The following is a 20,476-nucleotide window of genomic DNA, read 5'->3' as shown; positions in this document are numbered from 1 at the left end:
AACACGGTCTTGACTCGGGTTCAGCTCGAAACCGCACAACTCCCCACCCCGAAGGAATGATCTGTCATGGCCACTGTCGCTGGGAACATCGTGAAGGCTCTGCACGCCAACGGGATCGATCGTGTGTACGGCCTTCCGGGGGATTCGCTGAACGCGTTCACGGATGCGCTTCGTCGGGACGGCACGATCCGCTGGCTGCACGTGCGGCATGAGGAGTCTGCGGCGTTCGCTGCGGCCGCGGATGCCGCGCTCACGGGCCAGTTGGCCGTCGTCGCGGCATCGTGCGGGCCCGGCAACCTGCACTTGATCAATGGGCTCTTCGACGCCAACCGTTCGCGTGTCCCCGTGCTCGCGATCGCCGCGCACATCCCGACGGCACAGATCGGCACGGGGTACTTTCAGGAGACGCATCCGCAGGAGCTCTTCCGGGAGTGCAGCGTCTACGTCGAGTACGTCGCCGACCCCCAGCAGATGCCGCGGCTGCTCGAAATCGCGATGCGGGCGGCGATCGAGCAGCGTGGCGTCGCAGTGCTCGTCATCCCAGGGGACGTCGCCCTCGCCGAGATCGGCGACAACCGCGCTGTCGTGATCGAGCGATCGCAGCCGGTGATCGTGCCGAGCGACGCCGAGCTCGACAAGGCCGCCGGGCTTCTGGATGCCGCGCGCAAGGTCACGATCCTCGCCGGAGCGGGCGTGGAGGGCGCGCATGATGAGGTCGTCGCTCTCGCCGACCGGCTGGCCGCACCGATCGTGCATTCCCTGCGGGGCAAGGAGTTCATCGAGTACGACAACCCGTTCGATGTGGGGATGACGGGTCTGCTCGGATTCGCTTCCGGCTACCGCGCCATGGATGCCGCAGATGCTCTGCTCGTGCTCGGCAGCGACTTTCCGTACGAGCAGTTCTACCCCGAGCACGCCACGACCATCCAGGTCGACATCCGTGGGTCGCAGCTCGGCAGACGGCATCCACTCGACCTCGGGCTCGTCGGCGACGCCGGCGCGACGGCTGCGGCACTCCTTCCGCGACTTGCCGTGCGCGATGATCGCAGGCACCTGGACGATGCCACCGCCCACTACCGGAAGACACGGGCGAAGCTCGATGAGCTGGCCGTGCCGGCGAAACGCACGCGTCCCATTCATCCGCAGTACCTCACCCGCCTCCTGAACGAGCAGGCCGCCGCCGACGCGATCTTCACCGCTGACGTCGGCTCGCCAACCGTGTGGGCCGCCCGCTATCTGTCCATGACGGAGGGGCGGCGCCTGATCGGCTCGTTCACGCACGGGTCGATGGCGAACGCGCTGCTTCACGGGATCGGCGCGCAGGTCTCGCATCCGCACCGCCAGGTCGTCGCCCTCGCCGGCGATGGCGGACTCTCGATGATGCTCGGGGAACTGCTCACCCTCACCCAGAACGCGCTGCCGGTGAAGACGATCGTGGTGAACAACTCCTCCCTGAACTTCATCGAGCTGGAGATGAAGGCGGCCGGATTCGTCACCTACGGGACAGGGCTGGCCAACCCCAGCTTCGCCGCGATCGCCGAGGCGATGGGGATCTTCGCGCGTCGCGTGGAGCGCAGTGACGACCTTCCGGATGCTCTTCGCGAGGTCCTCGCCCACGACGGACCCGCCCTGCTCGACGTCGTCACCGAACGGCAGGAGCTCTCCATGCCGCCGGCAATCGAGGCCGCACAGGTCAAGGGGTTCGCGCTCTACGCGATCCGCACCGTCATGTCCGGCCGCGGCGACGAGCTGCTCGATCTCGCCAGAGCGAACTGGCGCCAGCTGCTCTGAACCTGGACGGGATCAGGGTCCAGCGCGACACGAACGATCCGGCTCCCGGTGCGTTGAGTGGTCTTCCGGTGTGGCGGATTCGTCAGGCGATCGCCGGCGGGCCGCTCCCACCACCCGCGGGTGAGCTGTCGCCGCCCTGATCAGCGGGAGGTTCGCGGCCCGGCGCCCCGCGGGGGAGCGAGGCACCGGGTCTCTCGGCGCGCGCCATGCCGATCGCGGGACGGCGCGGCCATTGTCGGTCCCGGCCTCATCGAACGCGGGGGGACGCTCGGGGGCTGCGGAGACCGGCCGGAACACCACCACACGAGATGGTCTCGGATGAACGTTCGGGCGTTCGTCCTGATGTCCTCGGCACCATCCACGCTACCCCTTGCCCAGCACACGGGACGCGTTCGTCCGGATTTCGGAGATCCAGGGGCGGATGCCAGCGGCATCCGAGCCACCCGCACCACGGTCTCGGGCCCGGGCGACGCATCGGTGCGGGTCGACAGCCGACCGCGATCCGGTGTATGCGCGGAAGTGGACCGGTAGTCCGCTCGTCTCTGACCGGGCGTCAGAAGCCGCCGCGCCAGTCGCGGATGATCTCCACGACGTCGTCGAGGTTCGACTCGAGCAGGAAGTGCCCCGCGTCGAGCAGCTCGACGCGGGTGTTCGGAACATCGCGACGGAAGGCCTCGGCACCCGCGGCGCCGAAGATCTCGTCGTTGCGACCCCACACGGCCAGGACGGGCACCTGCGTCTCGCGCAGCCAGGCGTGCAGGCGCGGGTAGAGCTCGCGATTGGTCCCGTAGTCGCCGAAGAGGTGCAGCTGGGCTCGGTCCACTCCGGGCCGGCGCAAGAGGGCGATGTCGTGCTCCCAGGCATCCGGATCGACCGTCGTCGGGTCGGGCACACCGTGGGTGTACTGCCATTCGACGGCTGCCCGTTCGAGCGCCGGGCGCAGCGCGCTCTCGTTCTCGGGGGAGGGGTCGGCTGCATACGCCCAGATCGGCGCCCAGAAGTCCTCGACGAAACCCTCCTCGTAGGCGTTGCCGTTCTGCGAGATGATCCCCTCGATCGCGGCCGGATCGCGCAGCGCCAGCCGCCAGGCGACCGGCGCGCCATAGTCCTGCACATAGACGGTGTATCGCGTGACGCCGACCTCTTCGAGGAACCGGGCGGTGACATCGGCGAGCGCGTCGAACGTGTACGGGAAGTCGTCGACGGCGGGAGCGGACGAGCGGCCGAAGCCGATGTGGTCGGGCGCGATGACGCGGTAGCGGTCGGCCAGCGCCGGGATCAGACGCCGGAACATGTGCGAGCTCGTCGGGTATCCGTGCAGCAGCAGGAGCACGGGAGCGTCGGCGGGGCCCGCTTCTCGGTAGAAGACCTCGAGGTCATCGAGCGCGAGGGTGCGGTGGTGGACGGTCGGCATGGGGTGCTCCTTGGATCGATCGGATGCGGCGAGGTGCGGCCGCCCCGGGGTGGTCGGCGTGCTCATCGCCTCGGTGATCAAGCCAAGGCCGTGTTCTCACAACAGGGTCAAGCGGCAGGCGAGGAGGCCGGTCCCTGGCGGCCGACAGGCGCTTGACCGTGTGGCGACCACACAGGTTTCTCTTGTCGTGAGCTCCCGGCATCGGGTCGGGCGACACAGAAGGGCGAGAACATGGGATACATCACTGTCGGCGACGAGAACAGCACCCCCGTCGACCTGTACTACGAGGACCAGGGCGCCGGTCAGCCGGTCGTCCTCATCCACGGCTACCCGCTGAACGGGCACAGCTGGGAGCGCCAGACACGCGAGCTGCTGGCCGCCGGCTACCGGGTCATCACGTACGACCGCCGCGGATTCGGGCACTCGTCGAAAGCCGGTTCCGGCTACGACTACGACACGTTCGCGGCGGACCTGAACACGATCCTCGAGACCCTCGACCTGCGCGACGTGGTGCTGGTGGGATTCTCGATGGGAACCGGAGAGCTCGCCCGCTACGTCGCCCGGTATGGGCACGACCGGGTGGCGAAGCTGGCCTTCCTCGCCTCGCTCGAACCGTTCCTCGTCGCCCGCGACGACAACCCCGACGGGGTGCCGCAGCACGTCTTCGACGGCATCGAGGAGGCCGCGCGCGGTGACCGCTACGCCTGGTTCACGCAGTTCTTCTCGGACTTCTACAACGCGGATGAGAACCTCGGCGCGCGGATCAGCGCGGAAGCGGTCACGGCCAGCTGGAACGTCGCGGTCTCCAGCGCCCCCGTCGCGGCCTACGCCGTCGTGGCATCCTGGATCGAGGACTTCCGCGCCGACGTGGAGGCGGTGCGCGCCAGCGGCAAGCCGGCACTGATCCTGCACGGGACGGCGGACAACATCCTGCCGATCGACGCGACCGCCCGTCGCTTCCACGCCGCGTTCCCCGAGGCCGAGTACGTCGAGATCGAGGGAGCGCCGCACGGCCTGCTCTGGACGCACGCCGAGGAGGTCAATGCCGCGTTGGTCCGCTTCGTGAACTCCTGAGCCCGCGCATCGAAAGCGCCACGAGGCGCTTCCTCCTAGACCTCCGCAGCGAACGACGCGACGCGAACCTGCAGGTCCTCGATCCGTCGCTGGCGGGCCGCGTCGACGTCGTACCCCTCGTACGCGAGCGGGGGAGTCCGGCGCACGTTCCGCGAGCACTGGAACTCCTCGCAGACGAGCGTGCCGACGGTGTTCCCGTTGCGCCCGGCCTTGCCCGAGCGTTTGGCGCTGAAGAACACCACGCCGTTCGGAAGTGTGACGTCGTTGCACCACGCGCACTGCGCACGCGAGCGCGGCGAGGTCGTGGACTGCTGCAGCAGGATGCCGATGAGCTCGCCGTCGAGCGACGGCACCACGGCATACGCGCGGCGGCCGATCTTCGGGTCGCGCCAGCCGAGGTAGTCCAGCCGCTCCCAGTCGAGCGTCTCGAAGCCTGCCGGAAGGCCGAGGTCGCTGACCTCTTTACGCGACGCGTTGACGAAGGATGCGCGGAGGGTCTTCTCCGTGATGGGAAGCATCGTGATCTCTTTCGGTGATGCCCGGGTGCGTCGTCGCGCACCGCGCGGGCGGAGGGTTCAAGGGTCGGTGACGGCGGCCGCGTCGGACGACGCGACCGGGGGCATCACGCCCTGATGCCGGCGATACGGGCGCCGACCACCTCCGAGAAGCTCACGCGTCAAGCCTACGTCGATGGGTCGGACCGTGGGCCGGGGTGCGCACCCGGCGGTGGTCCCATTGCCCGCGTGCGGAGATCTGCCGAGATGCGGATGCCTGTGCGCCAGCGGTCCGCGTTTCGGCAGATCCCCTTGTTTCGGCGACGCGGTGGCTCGGTGACGCGATGGTTCGGCGACGCGGTGGCTCGGCGATGCGGTGGCCGGTGCGCCGGCGGTGGTCCCGTTGCCCGCGTGCGGAGATCTGCCGAGATGCGGATGCCTGTGCGCCAGCGGTCCGCGTTTCGGCAGATCCCCTTGTTTCGGCGACGCGGTGGTTCGGTGATGCGGTGTGGCTCGGCGACGCGTGGCTCGGTGACGCGGGGGCGGGAGCGCCCCCGACGAATGGCCGCCGGCGTCTGCTTGAGTGGAAGGCGCGGAGGTGGCAGATGGACGCGGGTGCGATCGTGCTCTTGGCGCTCGCCGGCACGGCAGCGGGCGCGATCAACGCGCTCGCCGGGGGCGGATCGCTCGTCACCTTCCCCGCACTCCTCGCCCTCGGGTATCCGCCCGTGATCGCGAACGTCACCAACACGGTGGCGGCGCTGCCCGGCTACGTCGGCGGCGCGTGGGGCTACCGCCGCGAGCTCGCCGGCCAGCGGCGGCGCATCGTCGTGCTGAGCATCATCACCGTGATCGGCGCGCTCGTCGGTTCGACGCTGCTGCTCGCCGGCGACGAGGGCACGTTCACCGCGGTCGTGCCGTGGCTGGTGTTCGCATCGACGCTCCTCCTCGCCGCGCAGCCGTACCTGAGCGCCCTGGTCGCCCGCCGCACCGAACCCGCCGCGGCATCCGCGCCCCGCGCCGAACGCCTGCGCTGGGCGGGTGTGGGGCAGTTCGGCGTCGCGGTCTACGGCGGTTACTTCAACGCGGGTCTCGGCATCATGATGCTGGGCGTGCTCGGGGTGGCGCTGCGCGAATCGTTGCAGCGGCTCAATGCGCTCAAGAGCGTGCTGTCGGTGGTCGCCAGCGCGGTGTCGCTGGTGTTCTTTGCGATCTTCGCCGAGGTGTCGTGGCCGGCGGCGGGGATCATGGCGGTGGCCGGTCTGCTGGGCGGCTGGCTCGGCGCCGCGGTCGGGCGCCGGCTGCCCGTGCCGTTGCTGCGGTGGTCGGTCGTCGTGTTCGGGCTCGCGGTGTTCGTTGCGCTGCTCGTGGATGCCGGCTGAGTCGGCACGCACCGGGCGGGCTCGCGGTGTTCGTCGCGCTGCTGGTGGATGCCGGCTGACCGGCATCCACCGCCCGTCACTGCCGCACGAGCTCCTTCTCCGCCTGGGCGGCCCGCCGGTGCGCGACCACGCGGTTGCGCACCGAGAACACCAGCACGATCGCGAGCAGCGCGTAGAGCGAGATCGTGATGGGACCCTGCACGAGCACCGAGAAGTCGCCGTTCGCGCTCATGGCGGCATCCCGCAGGCTCGTCTCGGCCAGCGGACCCAGCACCATGCCGATGATGAGCGGCGCCAGCGGGTAGTCCATCGCCCGCATGAGGAACCCGAGCACGCCGATGCCGAGCAGCATCAGCAGGTCGAACGTCGACCCCGAGGTCGCATAGATGCCGAGGGCGCAGAATACGGTGATGCCGGCGTAGAGGTACGGGCGGGGGATGAGCAGGAGCTTCGCCCACAGCATCGCGAACGGCAGGTTGAGGATCAGCAGCACGATCATCGCGATGAAGAAGCTCGCCAACAGCGACCAGACAAGGTCGGGGGCGCGGTCGAACAGCAGCGGCCCGGGCTGCAGGCCGTACTGGCGGAACGCGGCGAGCATGATGGCGGCGGTAGCCGAAATCGGCAGCCCGAGCGCCAGCAGCGCGCCCATCGCCATGCCGGTGGTCGAGTTGCCCGCGGCCTCGGGCGCCGCCAGGCCACGGATCGCGCCCTTGCCGAACTGCGGATCCTTGCGGCGCGCGTCGAGCCGCTTCTCCACGCCGTAGGCGAGGAACGTCGGGATCTCGGAGCCGCCGGCCGGCACCACGCCGAAGGGCAGGCCGATCGCGGTGCCGCGCAGCCAGGCGGGGGTCGCCTCCTTCAGCTCCGTGCGGTTCAGCCACGGGCGTCCAGACGGGCGGATGAGCGATTTGTCCGACGTATGCCGTTCGAGGCATGCCACGTAGATGACCTCGCCCAGCGCAAGGATCGCGACGGTGACGGTCACCAGCGACACGCCGTCGAACAGCTGCGGCGAGTCCATCGTGAACCGCGGTGCGCCCGAGACCCCGTCGATGCCGATCACCGCGATGCCCAGCCCGATGAACAGGGCGGTGAGGCCCCTGATCACGTTGTCGGTGACGACCGACGACGTGGCGGCGAACGCGAAGACGGCGAGGGCGAAGAACTCGGCCGGGCCGAACCGGCTGGAGAAGTCCGCGAGGGCGGGGGCGACGAACACGACCACGATCGACGCGATGAACCCGCCGACGAACGCGCCGATCGCGGCGGTGGCGAGCGCCTGAGCGGCCCGGCCGTTGAGCGCCATCTTGTGGCCCTCGAAGGTGGAGGCGATCGCCGAGGCCTGACCGGGCGTGTTCATGAGGATGCCCATGGTCGAGTCGCCGAACAGCCCGCCGAAGTACACCCCGGCGAACATGATGAAGGCGGCGGTGGGATCCAGCGAGAAGGTCACCGGCAGCAGCAGCGCCACCGCCATCGAAGACCCGAGACCCGGGAGCACGCCGACGGCGGTGCCGAGCAGGCATCCGATGAGCACCCACAGCAGATTCGCCGGGGTCAGGGCGCCGGCGAAGCCTTCGCCCAGAAGCTGCAGCACATCCATGTCAGAACCCCCCGAGGATGCCGGAGGGAAGCGGCATCCCGAGCATCATGTCGAAAGCGATGTAGGCGAGCGCGCTCACCGTGAACCCGGTGATGAGGCTCTGCCACGGCTTGGTGGAGCCGAACCCGCGCGCGACGCACCAGAACAGCAGCCCGGCGGCGATGATCCAGCCGAGCAGATTCAGCACGAAGGCGAAGACCAGAAACGACCCGACGACCCAGGCCAGCGACGCGACGTCGACGCGCACGGGGCGTGGCGGGGCGGATGCCGCGTCGACGGTGTCCTCGTCGAGGAAGGCCTCCACGGGGTCGACGGGGGGAGTCTGCGGCGCGCGCATCTCCCGCAGCGCCGTGACCGCGAGGACGACCGCGAACGCGTACAGCCCCGCGGTGATGATGGCGGGGAAGAACTGCGGCCCGGGGAAGGCGGTGCCCTCGGGCACCTTCATCGTGAGGATGCCGACCAGCAGGTAGGTCGCGAACGCCGCGATCACGACCGGCATCGTGAGCCCTTTCAGCAGCATCGCGGTGCGGCTGGGGCCGGAGGTGAGCCGGTAACGGCCGCCGATGACGGCGGATGCCGCGGTGGGATTCGTGGGGAAGGTCACAGGCCCATCTCCTCGTACAGGGTGCGGATGCGGGTCTCCTCGTCGCCGAGGAACGCCGTCAGGTCGTCGCCGGTGATGACGCGCTCGGTCCAGCGGTACCGGGTGATGGCGTCCTGCCACTCGGGGGTCTCCACGCTGTCGAGCACCAGCTCGGTGAGGGCATCGACGTCGTCGTCGTCGAGGCCCGAGGGCGCGGCCAGCATGCGCCAGTTGGTGAGCGAGATGTCGTAGCCCTGCTCCGCCGCGGTGGGGATGTCGATGCCGTCGATCGGTTCGGTCGCCACCAGCGCCAGCGCGCGCAGTCGCCCCGCCTCGATCTGGTCGATGTTGTCGGGGTACCCGCCTGCGGCCGCGGCGGCCGTGCCGTTCAGCAGCGCCTGGATCGCCTCGCCCCCGCCATCGGAGGAGATGTAGGTCGTGTCGAGCGGGTCGATGCCCGCGGCGAGCGCGAGGTCGGTGACCACCAGCTGGTCGAACGACCCGCCCCCGGTCCAGGGGATCGACTTCGGATCCTCCCGCCAGGCCGCCACGAGATCGTCGAGCGTCTCGTAGGGGGAGTCGGCCGGCACGACGATCACGTCGTACTCCTCCACGATCACCGCGAGCGGGGTCACATCGGCCAGCGTCGCCGCGGAGTCGAACTGGATGGTCGCCGCCAGCAGCCCGGTGCCGCCGACGAGCAGGTTGTTGGGCTGGCCGGTGAGCACCGACACGTTGCCGAGGGCGATCGTGCCACCGGCGCCGGGCATGTTGACGACCTGCACGTTGTTGACCAGGCCGTTGGCCTTCTGCGCCTGCTGCAGCTCGCGCGCCACCCCGTCCCAGCCGCCGCCGGCCGCGGCGGGCGCGATGATGGTCATCGAGGCGCTGATCTCGCCGCCCTCTGCCGCCGAGGTGATGGAGCCGAAGGCCGCCACGCCGACTGCGGCCGCGGCCACGACTCCGCCGATCACCCGGCCGACGATCGTGTGGGTGCGGGACGTGCCGGATGTGCCGCCGCTCGGTGGGCTCTGCGCGTCGTCGCTCATGCTCTCTCCATTCCCGCGGACGTCTTCGTCGCCGTGAGATCGACCCATGATGGCACCGCGCGGCGCGGGCCGCGACGCCTCGTCGACGTCGGCGTCACCGATCTCGCGCACCGCTCCGGCAAGCGCAACCGCCCGCAGGTGCCCTACCGGCCGGCATCCGCGCCGGAGTGATCCGGCCGCAGCGCGGTGATCACTTCCCGGGCGACGCGTGCTGCCGCGCGCTCGGGCAGCCAGTGGTTCTCGTCCAGCTCGACGAAGCGGTACCCGGCATCCACGTGCCGTCCGGTGAGCTCGGCGGCTCGACGACCGAGCGCCTGGTCGCCGTTGCCCCAGATGTAGGTGGTGTGGACGCCGATGGTGTCGGGCGCCGCCTTCCCGCGCCGACGATCGGGCAGCCACATGCCGCGATACCAGTTGAGCGCGCCGCGCAGCGCGTGCGGCCCGGAGAGGAACCGCTGATACTCGCGCGCGGCATCCGCCGGCAGGCCGGAGGCCATCAGCAAGCGGGCCAGGCGGGGTCGCAACAGCGCCTCGGGCACCCACGGCAGCTGGAAGAAGCCCATGTAGAGGGAGCGGAGGGCCTGCGCCGACGACAGCAGCGAGCGCAGCATCGCCTGCGGATGCGGCGTCGACAGCACCGTCATTCCGGTCAGGCGCTCGCGCGCCGTCGCGGCCATGCGCCAGGCGACGAACCCGCCCCAGTCGTGGCCGACGAGGTGCACCCGCCCGACCTCGAGGGCGTCGAGCAGGGCGATCACATCGCCCACGACATCGGCCGCGCGGTAGTCGCGGCGCCGCAGTGGCCGGGCGCCGGGGGAGTACCCCCGCTGGTCGAAGGAGACCACGCGCAGCCCTGCGGTGGTGAGGAGCGGTGTGACGGCATCCCAGGTGCGACGGGACCCGGGAAAGCCGTGCAGCAGCACGACGACCGGCCCATCGAGCGGCCCGTCGTCGGATACATCGAAGCGCAGGTCTCCGCGGCGGAACGTGTCGAGGCGTGTCGTCGGCATGCCTCATCCTCACCGTCACGGCACCCGTTTCCGAGGGGGTTGCGCGTGCGTTCGACGGCTCATAGCGGATGCCGCGCGTGCCCGGCCGCAGTGTTCGCCCTGGCCGGCGTTTCGCGGGCAGGCTACGGTGAGCCGGATCACGAGGCGTACGGTCCTGCTGAGGAGGCGCATGCGGAATCTGCTGGACACCCACCCGCTCGCGCACGCGCTCATCTGGATCGCCGTCTACATCGTGGCGGTGAACATCGGCGACGCGGTCGGCGAGCTGCTCGCGTTCCCCTCGCTGACCGGCATCCTGCTCATCGTGCTCTCGGTGGTGCTCGTGGTCTCCCTGCGCGGGGCTCGCCGACTCGCGTTCTTCGGGCTCCGTCGGGTGCAGCCGGGCAGGGGGCGCTCGACCCTCTGGTACGTCCCGTTGTTCGCGATCGTGCTCGTGCCGTACGTCAACGGCTTCGCGGTCGGTCTCGATGCGCCGCGCGTGCTGTCCGCGCTGCTGCTGGTCGCCGGTGTGGCTTTCGTCGAGGAGCTGCTCTTCCGCGGCTTCCTGCTCCAGGCGCTGCGCAGCCAGGGCAGCACGACGAGTGCCATCCTCATCTCCGGGGTCACCTTCGGCGTGGGACACGTGGTGAACCTCCTGCGCGGATACGCGCTCGCCGAGCAGCTGCTGCAGATCGTCGCAGCCGTCGTGATCGGCATCGCGCTGGCCTACTGCGCGGTCCTGACCGGCAGCATCCTGCCCGGCATCGTCTTCCACGCCCTCTTCAACCTCGGCGCGGCGCTCACGCCGTCCACCGTGCGAGCGGATGCCGTCACCGTCGCCGTCATCGCGGTGGTCATGATTCCTTACGTGCTGTTCCTGCGTGCCCGCCTCGCCAGGGTGGGGGCGGCGCTCGATTCACCGCCGGCATCCGTGGCCTGAAGGCGGTGGTGGGGGAGGGCCTGCGGGGTCGAGCGGTGCTCGCGCTCGCCGCCGTGCGGGGCTTCCGTGCGCGCCTCCGGTTGCCGAGATGAGGGGATCTGCCCGAATGCGGACCCGTCGGGGTGATCGGTCCTCATCCGGGCGAATCCCCGCATCCGGGTCGACCCCCTCACCAGCCAGGCGGCAGGATCCCGCCGCAGCGTGACCGCCTTGCGCCTTTCGGGCCGCGCCGGCGCGCACCACGCTGGAGGCATGCCCCGCACGTCAGACACCGCCCTTCTTGTCATCGACGCCCAGGAGTCCTTCCGGCAGCGGCCCGACGACTGGGCGGCCACCGCCAACCCGCAGGTCTTCGACAACATCGCGCTGCTGGTCGAACACGCCCGCGCGGCGGGAGACGCCGTGGTCTGGGTGACGCACGCCGAGCCGGGCACCGGGGGCGTCTTCGACCCCGATTCCGGGTTCGTCCGCGTCGTCGCCGAGCTCGATCCCCGGGCCGACGAGATCCACGTCACCAAGACGACGGTCAACGCGTTCACCTCCACCGACCTGCAGGCGCAGCTCGTGGCACGCGGGGTGGGCACGGTGGTCGTCTGCGGCATCCGCACCGAGCAGTGCTGCGAGACCACCGCGCGCGTCGCGGGCGACCTGGGCTTCGCGGTCGAGTTCGTGACGGATGCCACGACCACCTCGCCGATCGCTGCAGGTCCGGGGTATGCAGCGCTGTCGGGGGAGGACCTGATGCGCCGCACGGAAAGCGTTCTCGGCGCGCGGGAGTTCGCCGTCATCACGACGACGGCCCATCGCGTGCGCGCCGCCGCGGCCGTGTGAGCGGCGGTCGCCGGGGGTCGGCGCCCCCAGGCGCAGGTCCCCGCGCGGTCCGCCCCGCGCAACCGCGCCCACGCGGCCGCGAAAGGGGGAGACTGAGCAGGTGCGCATCGAGTTCGAGTCCGTGGTGTTCCGGTGGGACGCCCGCGCCGAGGTGTGGCTGTTCACCGACATCCCCGAGGAGCTGAGCGAGCAGATCGCCGAGCTCACCGGACCGTTCACCCGCGGGTTCGGGGCCGTGCGGGTGGAGGCGACCGTGGGTGCGACAACGTGGCGCACGTCGATCTTCCCCAGCGCGTCCGGCCGCTACTGGCTGCCGCTCAAGCGGGCGGTGCGCGAGGCGGAAGGCCTCGACGAAGGCGGCCCGGTCACGGTCGGGCTGTGGGTGCTGGACGCCTGAGGCGCGGGCGCGGGCGCAGGCGCAGGCGCGGGCGCGGGCACGGGGACCGCGGCTCCGCCCGGGTCGCCGCCGCGGGCGTCAGTCGCGCTTGCGCCGTGCCGTCCACAGCAGGTAGCCGGTGAGGCTCGTGAACGAGGTCAGCACGAGGCCGGTGATGGCGCGCTGCCACGTCTGCAGCCGGCTGTCACGGCCCATCAGCTGGCCGATGCTGTTGATGAGCGCTGCCGTGATGATGCCGGCGACCACGCGGTTGCCGATGCGCTCGGCCCGCGCGACGACGGGGACGAGCTCCGCTGCGCGCAGGTGCACCTCGATGCCGTTCTCGTCGACCGACTCCATGAGACGCCGCAGCTTGGTGGGAAGGTCGAGCATCAGCGCGCCAGCATCCACCGACGCTCGGCTCACGCGTTTGGCCACCGCTTCGAAGGAGAGGCGGCGGCGGATGAGTCGCCGGGCGTAGGGGGTCAGGACGCTGTTGAGGTCGAACTGCGGGTCGAGCTGCACCCCGACACCCTCGGTGACGATGAGGGCCCGCACGACGAGCGAGATCTCATGCGGCAGCTGCAGGTGCTGCACGCGCAGCACGCGCAGCAGGTCGGTGATCAGCCGCGTGAAGTGGATGTCGCCGAGGGGCTTGTCGGAGAACTCCGCGAAGAAGGAGGCCAGGCCTGCGCGCAGCGCCCGGCGGTCCACCGGCCCCGGCGACACCGACAGCTCGATCAGCGCGCTCGCGAGCGATTCCGAGTTGCGCGTCGCCGACGCGATGAACACATCGGCCAGCTGCTCGGTCAGTTCCTCCGTCATCTCGCCGACCATGCCGAAGTCGATGAGGGCGATGCGGCCGTCAGGGTGGACGAAGACATTGCCCGGGTGCAGGTCGGCGTGGAAGAAACGGTCCTCGAAGATCATCGTCAGCACGACCGTCGCCCCCGCCTCGGCGATGGCGCCGGGGTCGATGCCGGCGTCCTCGAGCGCGCGGGGGTCGCTGACCTTGACCCCGGTCATCCGCTCGAGCGTCAGCACTCGCGATGTCGTGGTCTCCCAGAACACCCGGGGGATCACGACCCCGGGGCGATCGGCGAAGTTCTCTGCGAACCGCTCGGCGTTGCGGGCTTCGCGCAGATAGTCCAGCTCGGCCCGGAGGGTGTCGGCGAACTCCTTCACGATGCCCGGCACGTTGTACGCGCGCGCCATCGACGATATGCGCGCCGCCCGTTCGGCCAGGTTGTTCATGATGTCGAGGTCGTCCTGCACCTTGCGCACCACCTCGGGCCGGCGCACCTTCACCACGACCGATGTGCCGTCCGCGAGCGTCGCCGCGTGCACCTGTCCGATGGAGGCGGATGCCATGGGCGTCCAGTCGAACGTCGCGAACAGATCGTCGGGGTCGCTGCCCAGCTCCTGGCGGATGGTCTGCCGGATCTGCTCGGCGGACACGGGAGGCGCGGCATCCTGCAGCTTCGACAGCTCCGTGATGTAGGCGGGTGGCAGCAGGTCGGGGCGCGTCGACAGCAGCTGGCCGAGCTTGATGAACGTGGGGCCGAGGTCCTCGAGCACCAGCCGAAGCTGCGTCGCGGCATCGGTCGGCCGGTGATCGGAGGCGCCGACCGATGCGCCCCGTCGTGCGGGGTGGAACCGAGTGATGCCGAGCTCGGCGGCGAGGAACCCCAACCCGTGGCGGGCGAGCGTGTCGGCGATCTCCTGGTATCTGCCCAGCGGTGGTGGCTGCATCGCCCCATCATCCCGACCCCAGGTGGGCACCGACAAGGGCGGCGTGCATCCTTGCGCCGGTTCGGCGCGGGCGGGATGCTGTGGGCAGTCGTCCCGCCCACCGCTCGCCCTGGAGGTCACATCCCGTGACGAAGACCCCGGTCGCGAGGGGGGAGTGGCCGCCCGGCATCCCGTATCTGCGCTTCGGGGCGGGGGCGACGCTGGTGTACCTGTCGGGCCTGTCGGCGAGTCCTCACCTGCCGTCAGGGGGCGGGCTGCTGCTGCAGCGCGGACTGCTCGCCCCGTTCACGCGACACCGTGCGGTGGTGTGGGTCCACTGGTCGCACGAGCTGGCGCCACCGGTGACGATGGCGGAGATCGCGGCGGCTTCAGCGGCGGCGATCGGCCCTCACCTGCCGGGTCCGGTCGACGTGGTGGGGGTGTCCACCGGTGGCAGCCTTGCGCTGCAGCTCGCGCTGGATCACCCGCATCTCGTCCGCCGGCTGGTGGTCGTCTCGGCGGCGGCGCGACTGAGCGACCACGGCAGGCGGGTGCAGCAGGAGCTCGCTGCGGCCGTGCATGCGGGGCACACCCGCCGCGCCGGTGCCGTGATGGCGCGAGAGGTCGCGGCGTCGGCGGTGAGTTCGGCGCTGTTCGGCGCGGCGGGGTGGGTGATGGGCCGCAGCACGTTCGCCGAGGCGGGCGCCGAGCTGCTCGCCGTCATCGAAGCCGAGGACGACTTCGACGTGAGCGAGCGGCTGGGGGAGATCACCGCTCCCACCCTCGTCATCGGAGCCGCGCGCGACCGGTTCTACTCACCTGCGCTCTTCCGCGATACGGCCGCGGCCATCCCCGGCGGCCGATCGATCGTGTACCCCCGTGCCGGACACCTCGGCACGACGCTGCACCGACGCTACGCCCGCGACGTGCTCGGTTTTCTCGGGGCCGGTCGTTGAGCGAGCGCAGCGAGACGAAACGCCCCTGCCGGCCCTGCCGGGAGCGTTTCGTCTCGGTCGCTGCGCTCCCTCGCTCAACGACCCGCGGTGTGGCGGCCCCGGGTCGTTGAGCAAGCGCAGCGAGACGAAACGCTCCCGCAGGACCCAGCGGCCGCAGCGAGACGAAACGCTCATCCGACGGGGGCCCCGAACCACCGCGACAGCGCGTGGCGAAGCCCGGCGGCATCCTCTCCCCGCCACGCGATGTGGCCGTCCGGCCGCAGCAGCACCGCCGCGGCATCCGGTTCGTCGCCGGGGTCGACGATGCGATCCACGCGTCCCTGCCACCCGTCGATGTCGAGCGTGCCGTCGCGGTCGAAAAGCAGCCCGCGCCCGCTGTGCATGCGGTCGTACAGGCGCCCGCGCGGCAGCGAAACGTCGCGCTGTCGGCGTCCGACCTGCGGGTCGTCGTCGCCGAAGTCGTAACGGATGCCGATGGCGGTGGTCCGCTCGGTGAGTCGCCGGTTGACCCCGGGGATGTCCATGAGGTCGGCGATCACCTGGCGCACGGCTTGCGGTCCGGCGTCGAGCCGGGTGAGCTCGCTCTGCGCGCGGGTGAGGGTGAGGACGTCGTCGGCGACGGGGCGGCGCTCGGACTCATAGGTGTCCAGCAGGTCGGGTGGCGCCCAGCCGTCGACCTCGGCGGCCAGCTTCCAGCCGAGGTTGACGGCATCCTGGATGCCGAGGTTGAGTCCTTGGCCGCCGAGCGGCGGGTGCACGTGCGCCGCGTCGCCGGCCAGCAGCACCCGGCCCGTGCGGTAGCGGTCGGCCAGGCGCGTGGCATTGCCGAAGCGGGAGAGCCACCGCGGGGAGTGGGCGCCGAAGTCGGTGCCCGCGTGGCGCCGCAGCTGCGCGGCGAACTCCGCGAGGCTCGGCGGGGTGACGCGGTCCTCCGAGACCCCGTCGGCGGGCACCACGACGCGGTAGCGGCCCTCACCCGACGGGCCGGCGCCGAACCCGCGCTGTGTCCGGCGCACCTCGGCGGTCACCGCAGCGACCGTCTCCGGCGGCGCGGTGAGCTCCATCTCGCCGAGCAACCACTGCATCGTCGCGGGTTCGCCGGGGAAACCGATGCCGACGAGTCGGCGCACGGTGCTGCGGCCGCCGTCGCAGCCGACGACGAAGCGGGCGCGCACGGCGGTTCCGTCCGCCAGGTCGAGCGTGACGCCCTCGGCATCCTGGTTGAGGGAGATGACCGTTTCGCCACGGCGGATCTCCGCGCCCCGCGCGACGGCGTGCGCGGTCAGCAGACGGTCGGTGACCGGCTGCGGGATGCCGAGCACGTAGCCGTGTGCGGTGTCGAGGTCGTCCGGCCACGGGGCGTCGACACCCGCGAACCACCCGCCGACCCGGTGCTGTGTGCCGTGCGCGAGGAAGCGCTCGAGCAGGCCGCGCTGGTCGAGCAGTTCGATGGTGCGCACGTGCAGGCCGAGGGCGCGCACCTGGGGCGAGGGCACGGCATCCCGCTCGAGTACGACCACCCTCACGTCGTGCAGCCGCAGTTCGGCGGCCAGCATCATCCCGGTCGGCCCGCCGCCGACGATCGCGACATCCCACATGGTGCCCCCTTCTTCGCGGCGGCCATCCTGCCTCCGCGAGGGGGGCTTGCCGCAAGCCCCCACCCCGCCGATATCCTGGACACGGCAGGGATCGCGAGTGGCTCTTCATCCCGCGGAGTGCGCTCGCGGCGCACGACCACCGGGAGGTGCCATGCCGTCGCCGCTCGCCCTCGCGCTTCCCTTCACCGGCCGCTGGCTGGTGCAGAACAGTCCCGCCCGGCGCGTGCCGAGTCACGGCGTCGATGTGCTCGGGCAGCGCTACGCGATCGACTTCGTGGCGGTCGACGCGCGCGGGCGCACCTCGGCGACGCGGGATTGGCGCACCGCGCTGGCGACCGAGCCGCCCGAGCGGTTCGTGGGGTTCGGGATGCCGATCCTCGCGCCCGCGGCGGGCACGGTCGTCGCCACGCACGACGGGGAGCCCGACCATGAAGCGCGGCGCTCTCAGCCTGCGCTGCTCGCCTATGCCATGGGGCAGGCGGGTCGGCTGCGCGCCGGGGTGGCCGCCGTGGCGGGGAACCACGTCATCGTCCGTGACGATGCGAGCGGGATGTTCGTCGCGGTCGTGCACCTGCGGCGCGGGTCGGTGCGCGTCGAGGTGGGCGAGATGGTCGCCGTGGGGGAGCAGATGGCGCAGTGCGGCAACTCCGGCAACTCCACGGAGCCGCACGTGCACGTGCAGGCGATGGACAGCGCCGACCTGCGCGTCGCGCGCGGCGTGCCGATAGCGTTCACCGCGTATCGGCAGTGGGGCCGCGACGGGCTGCGCGACGTTGGGCTCGGCATCCCCGACGAGACGGCGATCGTCGCCCCGCTGCCGGCGAGTGACCCGTAACGGCGCGAAGACCCGCCCCGTCTCGCCCCGCCCTGTCTCGCCCCGGTCAGGCTGCGAGGAACGCCACCCCGGCCCGGCGGAAGTCACGCGATCCCGGCGCGTTGACGTGCGTGCGGCCCGGGATCTCGAGGAACGTCCCCTGCGGGGCGACCGACGCCAGTCGCCGCGACTGTTCCAGGATCGGGTCGTCCGTTCCCGTCGCGAACAGCACCGGCTGCACCGGCGGCGACGCGGGGTCGGGGTCGGCGTCCCCGTCGCGCATCCCCTCGGCGAGCGCCACCAGACCTCGCAGGTCGTTGCCCGGCACCCGCTCGGCCAGTGACACGTATCGGCGGGTGACCTCATCGGCCACCGGCTCGCCGCTGTCGAGGTAGGCGTGCACCTGGTCGATGCGCATGCGCGCCAGGGGAGTGCCGTCGGGGATGCCGCCGAGCACCGCGCGCTCGATGCGGTGCGGCACGTCCACGGCGGTCTGCCATCCGACGCGTCCGCCGAGCGAGTAGCCGACGTAGCGCACGGTGTCGAGAAGGTAGGTGTCGAGCACGGTGACCAGGTCGCCCACCAGTGCGCTCATGCCGTACGACCCGGGCAGATGCGGCTTGTCGCTGGCGCCGTGGCCGCGCTGGTCGACGGCGAGCACGCGCATGCCGGCGGCGAGCAGGTCGCGCACCCAGCCGGTGGCCACCCAGTTGTCGCGGGTGCTGGAGCCGAACCCGTGCACGCACAGCACGGTCGGGGCGGTCTCGTCGCCCCAGGTGTAGGTGGCGATGCGGTCGCCGTCGGCGGTCATGACGAACTGCGGTGCGGGCAGGCGGGTCAGTCCGGGGAGCGCGGCATCCATCCCCCGATCCTCCCGCATCCCCGCCCGTCGGGGTCGCGGGTCGTCGACGGCGTACAGTGACCGGATGCCGCGCCCCGCCCGCCGTCGCCTGATCGCCGCCCTCGCGCTGGTGGCGACGGTCGCGACGGGACTGGCCGTGCACCGCTGGGCTGCCGACACCGCGGCATCCGACATCGCCGGAGATGCGCTGTACGCGCTCGCCGCCTACGCCGGGCTCGTGATGATCTTCCCGCGGCCTCGCCCGTGGCTCATCGCCGTCGCCGCCGGCGCCTGGTGCACCGCGGTGGAGCTGCTGCAGCTGACGGGTGCCCCGGAGCGCCTCGGCGCGGCGTTCCCGCCGGCGATGCTGCTGCTGGGCACCGTCTTTGACCCCCGCGACCTGCTCGTCTACCTGCTGACGATCGCCGTCGCGGTCCTCGCCGACACGGCCCTCGCGGTGGGGGTGCGGCGACGGCGCCCACTCCGGCGGCCGACGCGCTGAGACCGCAGCCCCGCGGACCGGCTTGATGCGCGCGGGGCTCGGCGGGCGTGGCATCCTGGACAGGTCAAAGGAGCTTTCATGCAGCAGCGCCCCCTCGGCCGCACCGGTCGATCCGTCTCAGCCATCGGACTCGGAACCTGGCAGCTCGGAGCCGACTGGGGAATGGTCGACGAGGTCGATGCGCTGGCCGTGCTGGAGGCGTCGCTCGAGAGCGGAGTCACCCTCTTCGACACCGCCGACGTCTACGGCGACGGGCGCAGCGAGACGATCATCGGCGCGTTCCTCGCCCAGCGTCCCGGCCACGGCGTGACCGTCGCGACCAAGATGGGGCGGCGCATGGCGCAGGAACCCGCCAACTACACGCCGGAGAACTTCCGCGCCTGGACCGATCGGTCCCGCGCGAACCTGAAGGTCGACACGCTCGACCTCGTGCAGTTGCACTGCCCGCCCACCGAGGTGATCGAGGCGGATGCCACCTACGACGCGCTGGACGCGCTCGTCGCCGACGGCGCCATCGCCGCGTACGGCGTCTCGGTCGAGACGTGCGCGCAGGCGCTCGCGGCGATCGCGCGCCCCAACGTCACCAACGTGCAGATCATCCTCAACCCGTTCCGACTGAAGCCCCTCGACGAGGTGCTGCCGGCCGCGGCGGATGCGGGTGTGTCGATCTTCGCCCGTGTGCCGCTCGCGTCGGGCCTGCTCAGCGGCAGGTACACCCGGGCGACGACGTTCGCCGAGAACGACCACCGCAGCTACAACCGTCACGGGGAGTCGTTCGACCGGGGCGAGACGTTCTCCGGCGTGGACTATGAGACCGGCCTCGCCGCCGTGGCTGCGCTCACCGAGGCGCTGCCCGAGGGCGTGCCGCTGCCGGCGGCGGCGCTGGTCTGGGGTGCCACGCGCCCCGGGGTCACCAGTGTCATCCCCGGCGCGCGCAACGTCGGGCAGGCGGCGTCCAACGCCGCCGCGGCGGCCTTGATGGAGTCGGACGCGTTCGACGTGCAGGCGTTCGACGCCGCGGTGCGCGACGTGTACGACCGGTACCTGCGCGCCGACATCCACCCGCTCTGGTAAGGGCTGCCCGGCCGCCGCGCGGCCGGGTCACGGCGCCGGTCGGTGCGGCGGATTGGCGCAGGGAGGGCATCTTCCTCCATAGTGATCACGTACGCGGTCGTCCGTCCGGGACGCCCGAGTCGGGACGACCGGCCGCGTTACGTTTCGAGTAGTTCCCCCCACCTCCGCTCGAACGGAACCTGCGATGGCCGCACTTCTTCCGGCACCCCTTGCGCTTCGCGCGCCGGTGACCGTGGTCCGGCGCGCGCGGCGACCGCTCCCGCGGCCAGGGTGCCGGGCGGCGGCCGCCCGGCGGCCGGGCGGGTCTCTCGACGTGAGCCGACGAGCCGGAGCGGATCGGCCACCGGCCCGCCCGCGCGCCGGTATGAGCGGGGCAGGGGGATAGGACGATGGAGTTCTCATCACACGATTCGGGGCACGCGGCCCGT

Annotated in this window: 20 protein-coding genes; 11 read left to right on the top strand and 9 right to left on the bottom strand. The window is 71.3% G+C overall.

Translation table 11 applies throughout. The features are described 5' to 3' along the window. Nucleotides 1–66 precede the first annotated feature (66 nt). Nucleotides 67–1,791 (top strand): ubiquinone-dependent pyruvate dehydrogenase, encoded by a 1,725-nt coding sequence (gene poxB, locus QNO26_RS10080; RefSeq protein ID WP_257638745.1) that lies wholly within the window; start codon nt 67–69, stop codon nt 1,789–1,791. Between the two features lie 553 nt (nt 1,792–2,344). Here poxB and QNO26_RS10075 read toward each other — a convergent pair. Then, nucleotides 2,345–3,205: an alpha/beta fold hydrolase gene (locus QNO26_RS10075; RefSeq protein ID WP_257638744.1), complete on the bottom strand. Its 861-nt coding sequence runs from the start codon at nt 3,203–3,205 to the stop codon at nt 2,345–2,347. 231 nt (nt 3,206–3,436) lie between these two features. Here QNO26_RS10075 and QNO26_RS10070 point away from each other — a divergent pair, with 231 nt between their 5' ends. Next, on the top strand, nt 3,437–4,279 hold the full coding sequence (locus QNO26_RS10070; RefSeq protein ID WP_257638743.1) for an alpha/beta fold hydrolase: 843 nt from the start codon (nt 3,437–3,439) through the stop codon (nt 4,277–4,279). A 35-nt stretch (nt 4,280–4,314) separates the two neighbouring features. Here the strand turns inward: QNO26_RS10070 and QNO26_RS10065 are convergent, their stop codons facing one another. Continuing rightward, the gene (locus tag QNO26_RS10065; RefSeq protein ID WP_257533986.1) at nt 4,315–4,797 is read right to left on the bottom strand and encodes an FBP domain-containing protein; all 483 of its coding nucleotides are present in this window, start codon (nt 4,795–4,797) and stop codon (nt 4,315–4,317) included. Between the two features lie 581 nt (nt 4,798–5,378). On the opposite strand from QNO26_RS10065, the gene QNO26_RS10060 reads away from it, so the two are divergent. Continuing rightward, nucleotides 5,379–6,155 (top strand): sulfite exporter TauE/SafE family protein, encoded by a 777-nt coding sequence (locus QNO26_RS10060; protein WP_257533985.1) that lies wholly within the window; start codon nt 5,379–5,381, stop codon nt 6,153–6,155. A gap of 76 nt (nt 6,156–6,231) precedes the next feature. Here the strand turns inward: QNO26_RS10060 and QNO26_RS10055 are convergent, their stop codons facing one another. The 3 genes from QNO26_RS10055 to QNO26_RS10045 are packed head-to-tail and all read right to left on the bottom strand — an operon-like array spanning nt 6,232 to nt 9,396. Beyond that, nucleotides 6,232–7,761, bottom strand: coding sequence for a tripartite tricarboxylate transporter permease (locus QNO26_RS10055; RefSeq protein ID WP_257638742.1), 1,530 nt, complete (start codon nt 7,759–7,761; stop codon nt 6,232–6,234). Between the two features lies 1 nt (nt 7,762). Beyond that, nucleotides 7,763–8,368 carry a tripartite tricarboxylate transporter TctB family protein gene (locus tag QNO26_RS10050; RefSeq protein WP_257533982.1) on the bottom strand — a complete coding sequence of 202 codons (606 nt, stop codon included), beginning with the start codon at nt 8,366–8,368 and terminating at the stop codon, nt 7,763–7,765. Then, nucleotides 8,365–9,396 (bottom strand): tripartite tricarboxylate transporter substrate binding protein, encoded by a 1,032-nt coding sequence (locus tag QNO26_RS10045; protein WP_257533980.1) that lies wholly within the window; start codon nt 9,394–9,396, stop codon nt 8,365–8,367. The genes QNO26_RS10050 and QNO26_RS10045 overlap by 4 nt, the downstream gene beginning before the upstream one ends. 33 nt (nt 9,397–9,429) lie before the next feature. On the opposite strand from QNO26_RS10045, the gene QNO26_RS10040 reads away from it, so the two are divergent. Further along, nucleotides 9,430–9,567 carry a hypothetical protein gene (locus tag QNO26_RS10040; protein WP_257533978.1) on the top strand — a complete coding sequence of 46 codons (138 nt, stop codon included), beginning with the start codon at nt 9,430–9,432 and terminating at the stop codon, nt 9,565–9,567. Here the strand turns inward: QNO26_RS10040 and QNO26_RS10035 are convergent. Next, entirely contained in the window at nt 9,540–10,406 is an 867-nt protein-coding gene (locus tag QNO26_RS10035) for an alpha/beta fold hydrolase (protein WP_257533977.1), read from the bottom strand. The two genes, QNO26_RS10040 and QNO26_RS10035, sit on opposite strands and share 28 nt — an antisense overlap. A 169-nt stretch (nt 10,407–10,575) precedes the next feature. On the opposite strand from QNO26_RS10035, the gene QNO26_RS10030 reads away from it, so the two are divergent. The 3 genes from QNO26_RS10030 (at nt 10,576) to QNO26_RS10020 (ending at nt 12,553) form a co-directional block, all read left to right on the top strand. Continuing rightward, nucleotides 10,576–11,325 (top strand): CPBP family intramembrane glutamic endopeptidase, encoded by a 750-nt coding sequence (locus tag QNO26_RS10030; protein ID WP_257638741.1) that lies wholly within the window; start codon nt 10,576–10,578, stop codon nt 11,323–11,325. Between the two features lie 252 nt (nt 11,326–11,577). Next, the gene (locus QNO26_RS10025; RefSeq protein ID WP_257638740.1) at nt 11,578–12,156 is read left to right on the top strand and encodes an isochorismatase family protein; all 579 of its coding nucleotides are present in this window, start codon (nt 11,578–11,580) and stop codon (nt 12,154–12,156) included. Between the two features lie 100 nt (nt 12,157–12,256). Further along, the gene (locus QNO26_RS10020) at nt 12,257–12,553 is read left to right on the top strand and encodes a DUF1905 domain-containing protein (RefSeq protein WP_257533974.1); all 297 of its coding nucleotides are present in this window, start codon (nt 12,257–12,259) and stop codon (nt 12,551–12,553) included. A gap of 78 nt (nt 12,554–12,631) precedes the next feature. Here QNO26_RS10020 and QNO26_RS10015 read toward each other — a convergent pair whose 3' ends face one another. Next, nucleotides 12,632–14,284 (bottom strand): ABC1 kinase family protein, encoded by a 1,653-nt coding sequence (locus QNO26_RS10015; protein WP_257638739.1) that lies wholly within the window; start codon nt 14,282–14,284, stop codon nt 12,632–12,634. 125 nt (nt 14,285–14,409) lie between these two features. Here QNO26_RS10015 and QNO26_RS10010 point away from each other — a divergent pair, with 125 nt between their 5' ends. Next, nucleotides 14,410–15,219, top strand: coding sequence for an alpha/beta fold hydrolase (locus tag QNO26_RS10010; protein ID WP_257638738.1), 810 nt, complete (start codon nt 14,410–14,412; stop codon nt 15,217–15,219). A 170-nt stretch (nt 15,220–15,389) separates the two neighbouring features. On the opposite strand, the gene rox is transcribed toward QNO26_RS10010, so the two are convergent. Next, nucleotides 15,390–16,817 (bottom strand): rifampin monooxygenase, encoded by a 1,428-nt coding sequence (rox, locus tag QNO26_RS10005; RefSeq protein WP_257638737.1) that lies wholly within the window; start codon nt 16,815–16,817, stop codon nt 15,390–15,392. A gap of 151 nt (nt 16,818–16,968) precedes the next feature. Between rox and QNO26_RS10000 the strand changes: the two genes are divergently transcribed. Then, nucleotides 16,969–17,652, top strand: a complete 684-nt coding sequence (locus QNO26_RS10000) for a M23 family metallopeptidase (protein ID WP_257638736.1) — start codon at nt 16,969–16,971, stop codon at nt 17,650–17,652. Nucleotides 17,653–17,698: 46 nt separating this feature from the next. Here QNO26_RS10000 and QNO26_RS09995 read toward each other — a convergent pair whose 3' ends face one another. Continuing rightward, complete coding sequence (locus QNO26_RS09995) at nt 17,699–18,493, bottom strand: alpha/beta fold hydrolase (protein WP_257533966.1); 795 nt, start codon at nt 18,491–18,493, stop codon at nt 17,699–17,701. Nucleotides 18,494–18,557: 64 nt separating this feature from the next. Between QNO26_RS09995 and QNO26_RS09990 the strand changes: the two genes are divergently transcribed. Together QNO26_RS09990 and QNO26_RS09985 are read left to right on the top strand one after the other, a co-directional pair. Beyond that, complete coding sequence (locus tag QNO26_RS09990; protein WP_257638735.1) at nt 18,558–18,974, top strand: ribosomal maturation YjgA family protein; 417 nt, start codon at nt 18,558–18,560, stop codon at nt 18,972–18,974. A gap of 78 nt (nt 18,975–19,052) precedes the next feature. Further along, nucleotides 19,053–20,048, top strand: coding sequence for an aldo/keto reductase (locus QNO26_RS09985; protein WP_257638734.1), 996 nt, complete (start codon nt 19,053–19,055; stop codon nt 20,046–20,048). Nucleotides 20,049–20,476: the final 428 nt, after the last annotated feature.

This window comes from Microbacterium sp. zg-Y1090 (assembly GCF_030246945.1).
Taxonomy (GTDB): Bacteria; Actinomycetota; Actinomycetes; order Actinomycetales; family Microbacteriaceae; genus Microbacterium; species Microbacterium wangruii.
This window is presented reverse-complemented; position numbering and strand designations above follow the sequence as displayed.

What these genes read in the sequence shown, in the direction of transcription:
- QNO26_RS10035 (WP_257533977.1), bottom strand. Translation starts at nt 10,406, where the DNA reads ATGCCGACGACACGCCTCGACACGTTCCGCCGCGGAGACCTGCGCTTC.
- QNO26_RS10070 (WP_257638743.1), top strand. Translation starts at nt 3,437, where the DNA reads ATGGGATACATCACTGTCGGCGACGAGAACAGCACCCCCGTCGACCTG.
- QNO26_RS10030 (WP_257638741.1), top strand. Translation starts at nt 10,576, where the DNA reads ATGCGGAATCTGCTGGACACCCACCCGCTCGCGCACGCGCTCATCTGG.
- QNO26_RS10000 (WP_257638736.1), top strand. Translation starts at nt 16,969, where the DNA reads ATGCCGTCGCCGCTCGCCCTCGCGCTTCCCTTCACCGGCCGCTGGCTG.
- rox (WP_257638737.1), bottom strand. Translation starts at nt 16,817, where the DNA reads ATGTGGGATGTCGCGATCGTCGGCGGCGGGCCGACCGGGATGATGCTG.
- QNO26_RS10045 (WP_257533980.1), bottom strand. Translation starts at nt 9,396, where the DNA reads ATGAGCGACGACGCGCAGAGCCCACCGAGCGGCGGCACATCCGGCACG.
- QNO26_RS10055 (WP_257638742.1), bottom strand. Translation starts at nt 7,761, where the DNA reads ATGGATGTGCTGCAGCTTCTGGGCGAAGGCTTCGCCGGCGCCCTGACC.
- QNO26_RS09990 (WP_257638735.1), top strand. Translation starts at nt 18,558, where the DNA reads ATGCCGCGCCCCGCCCGCCGTCGCCTGATCGCCGCCCTCGCGCTGGTG.
- QNO26_RS10015 (WP_257638739.1), bottom strand. Translation starts at nt 14,284, where the DNA reads ATGCAGCCACCACCGCTGGGCAGATACCAGGAGATCGCCGACACGCTC.
- QNO26_RS09995 (WP_257533966.1), bottom strand. Translation starts at nt 18,493, where the DNA reads ATGGATGCCGCGCTCCCCGGACTGACCCGCCTGCCCGCACCGCAGTTC.
- QNO26_RS10075 (WP_257638744.1), bottom strand. Translation starts at nt 3,205, where the DNA reads ATGCCGACCGTCCACCACCGCACCCTCGCGCTCGATGACCTCGAGGTC.
- QNO26_RS10065 (WP_257533986.1), bottom strand. Translation starts at nt 4,797, where the DNA reads ATGCTTCCCATCACGGAGAAGACCCTCCGCGCATCCTTCGTCAACGCG.
- QNO26_RS10060 (WP_257533985.1), top strand. Translation starts at nt 5,379, where the DNA reads ATGGACGCGGGTGCGATCGTGCTCTTGGCGCTCGCCGGCACGGCAGCG.
- QNO26_RS09985 (WP_257638734.1), top strand. Translation starts at nt 19,053, where the DNA reads ATGCAGCAGCGCCCCCTCGGCCGCACCGGTCGATCCGTCTCAGCCATC.
- QNO26_RS10025 (WP_257638740.1), top strand. Translation starts at nt 11,578, where the DNA reads ATGCCCCGCACGTCAGACACCGCCCTTCTTGTCATCGACGCCCAGGAG.
- poxB (WP_257638745.1), top strand. Translation starts at nt 67, where the DNA reads ATGGCCACTGTCGCTGGGAACATCGTGAAGGCTCTGCACGCCAACGGG.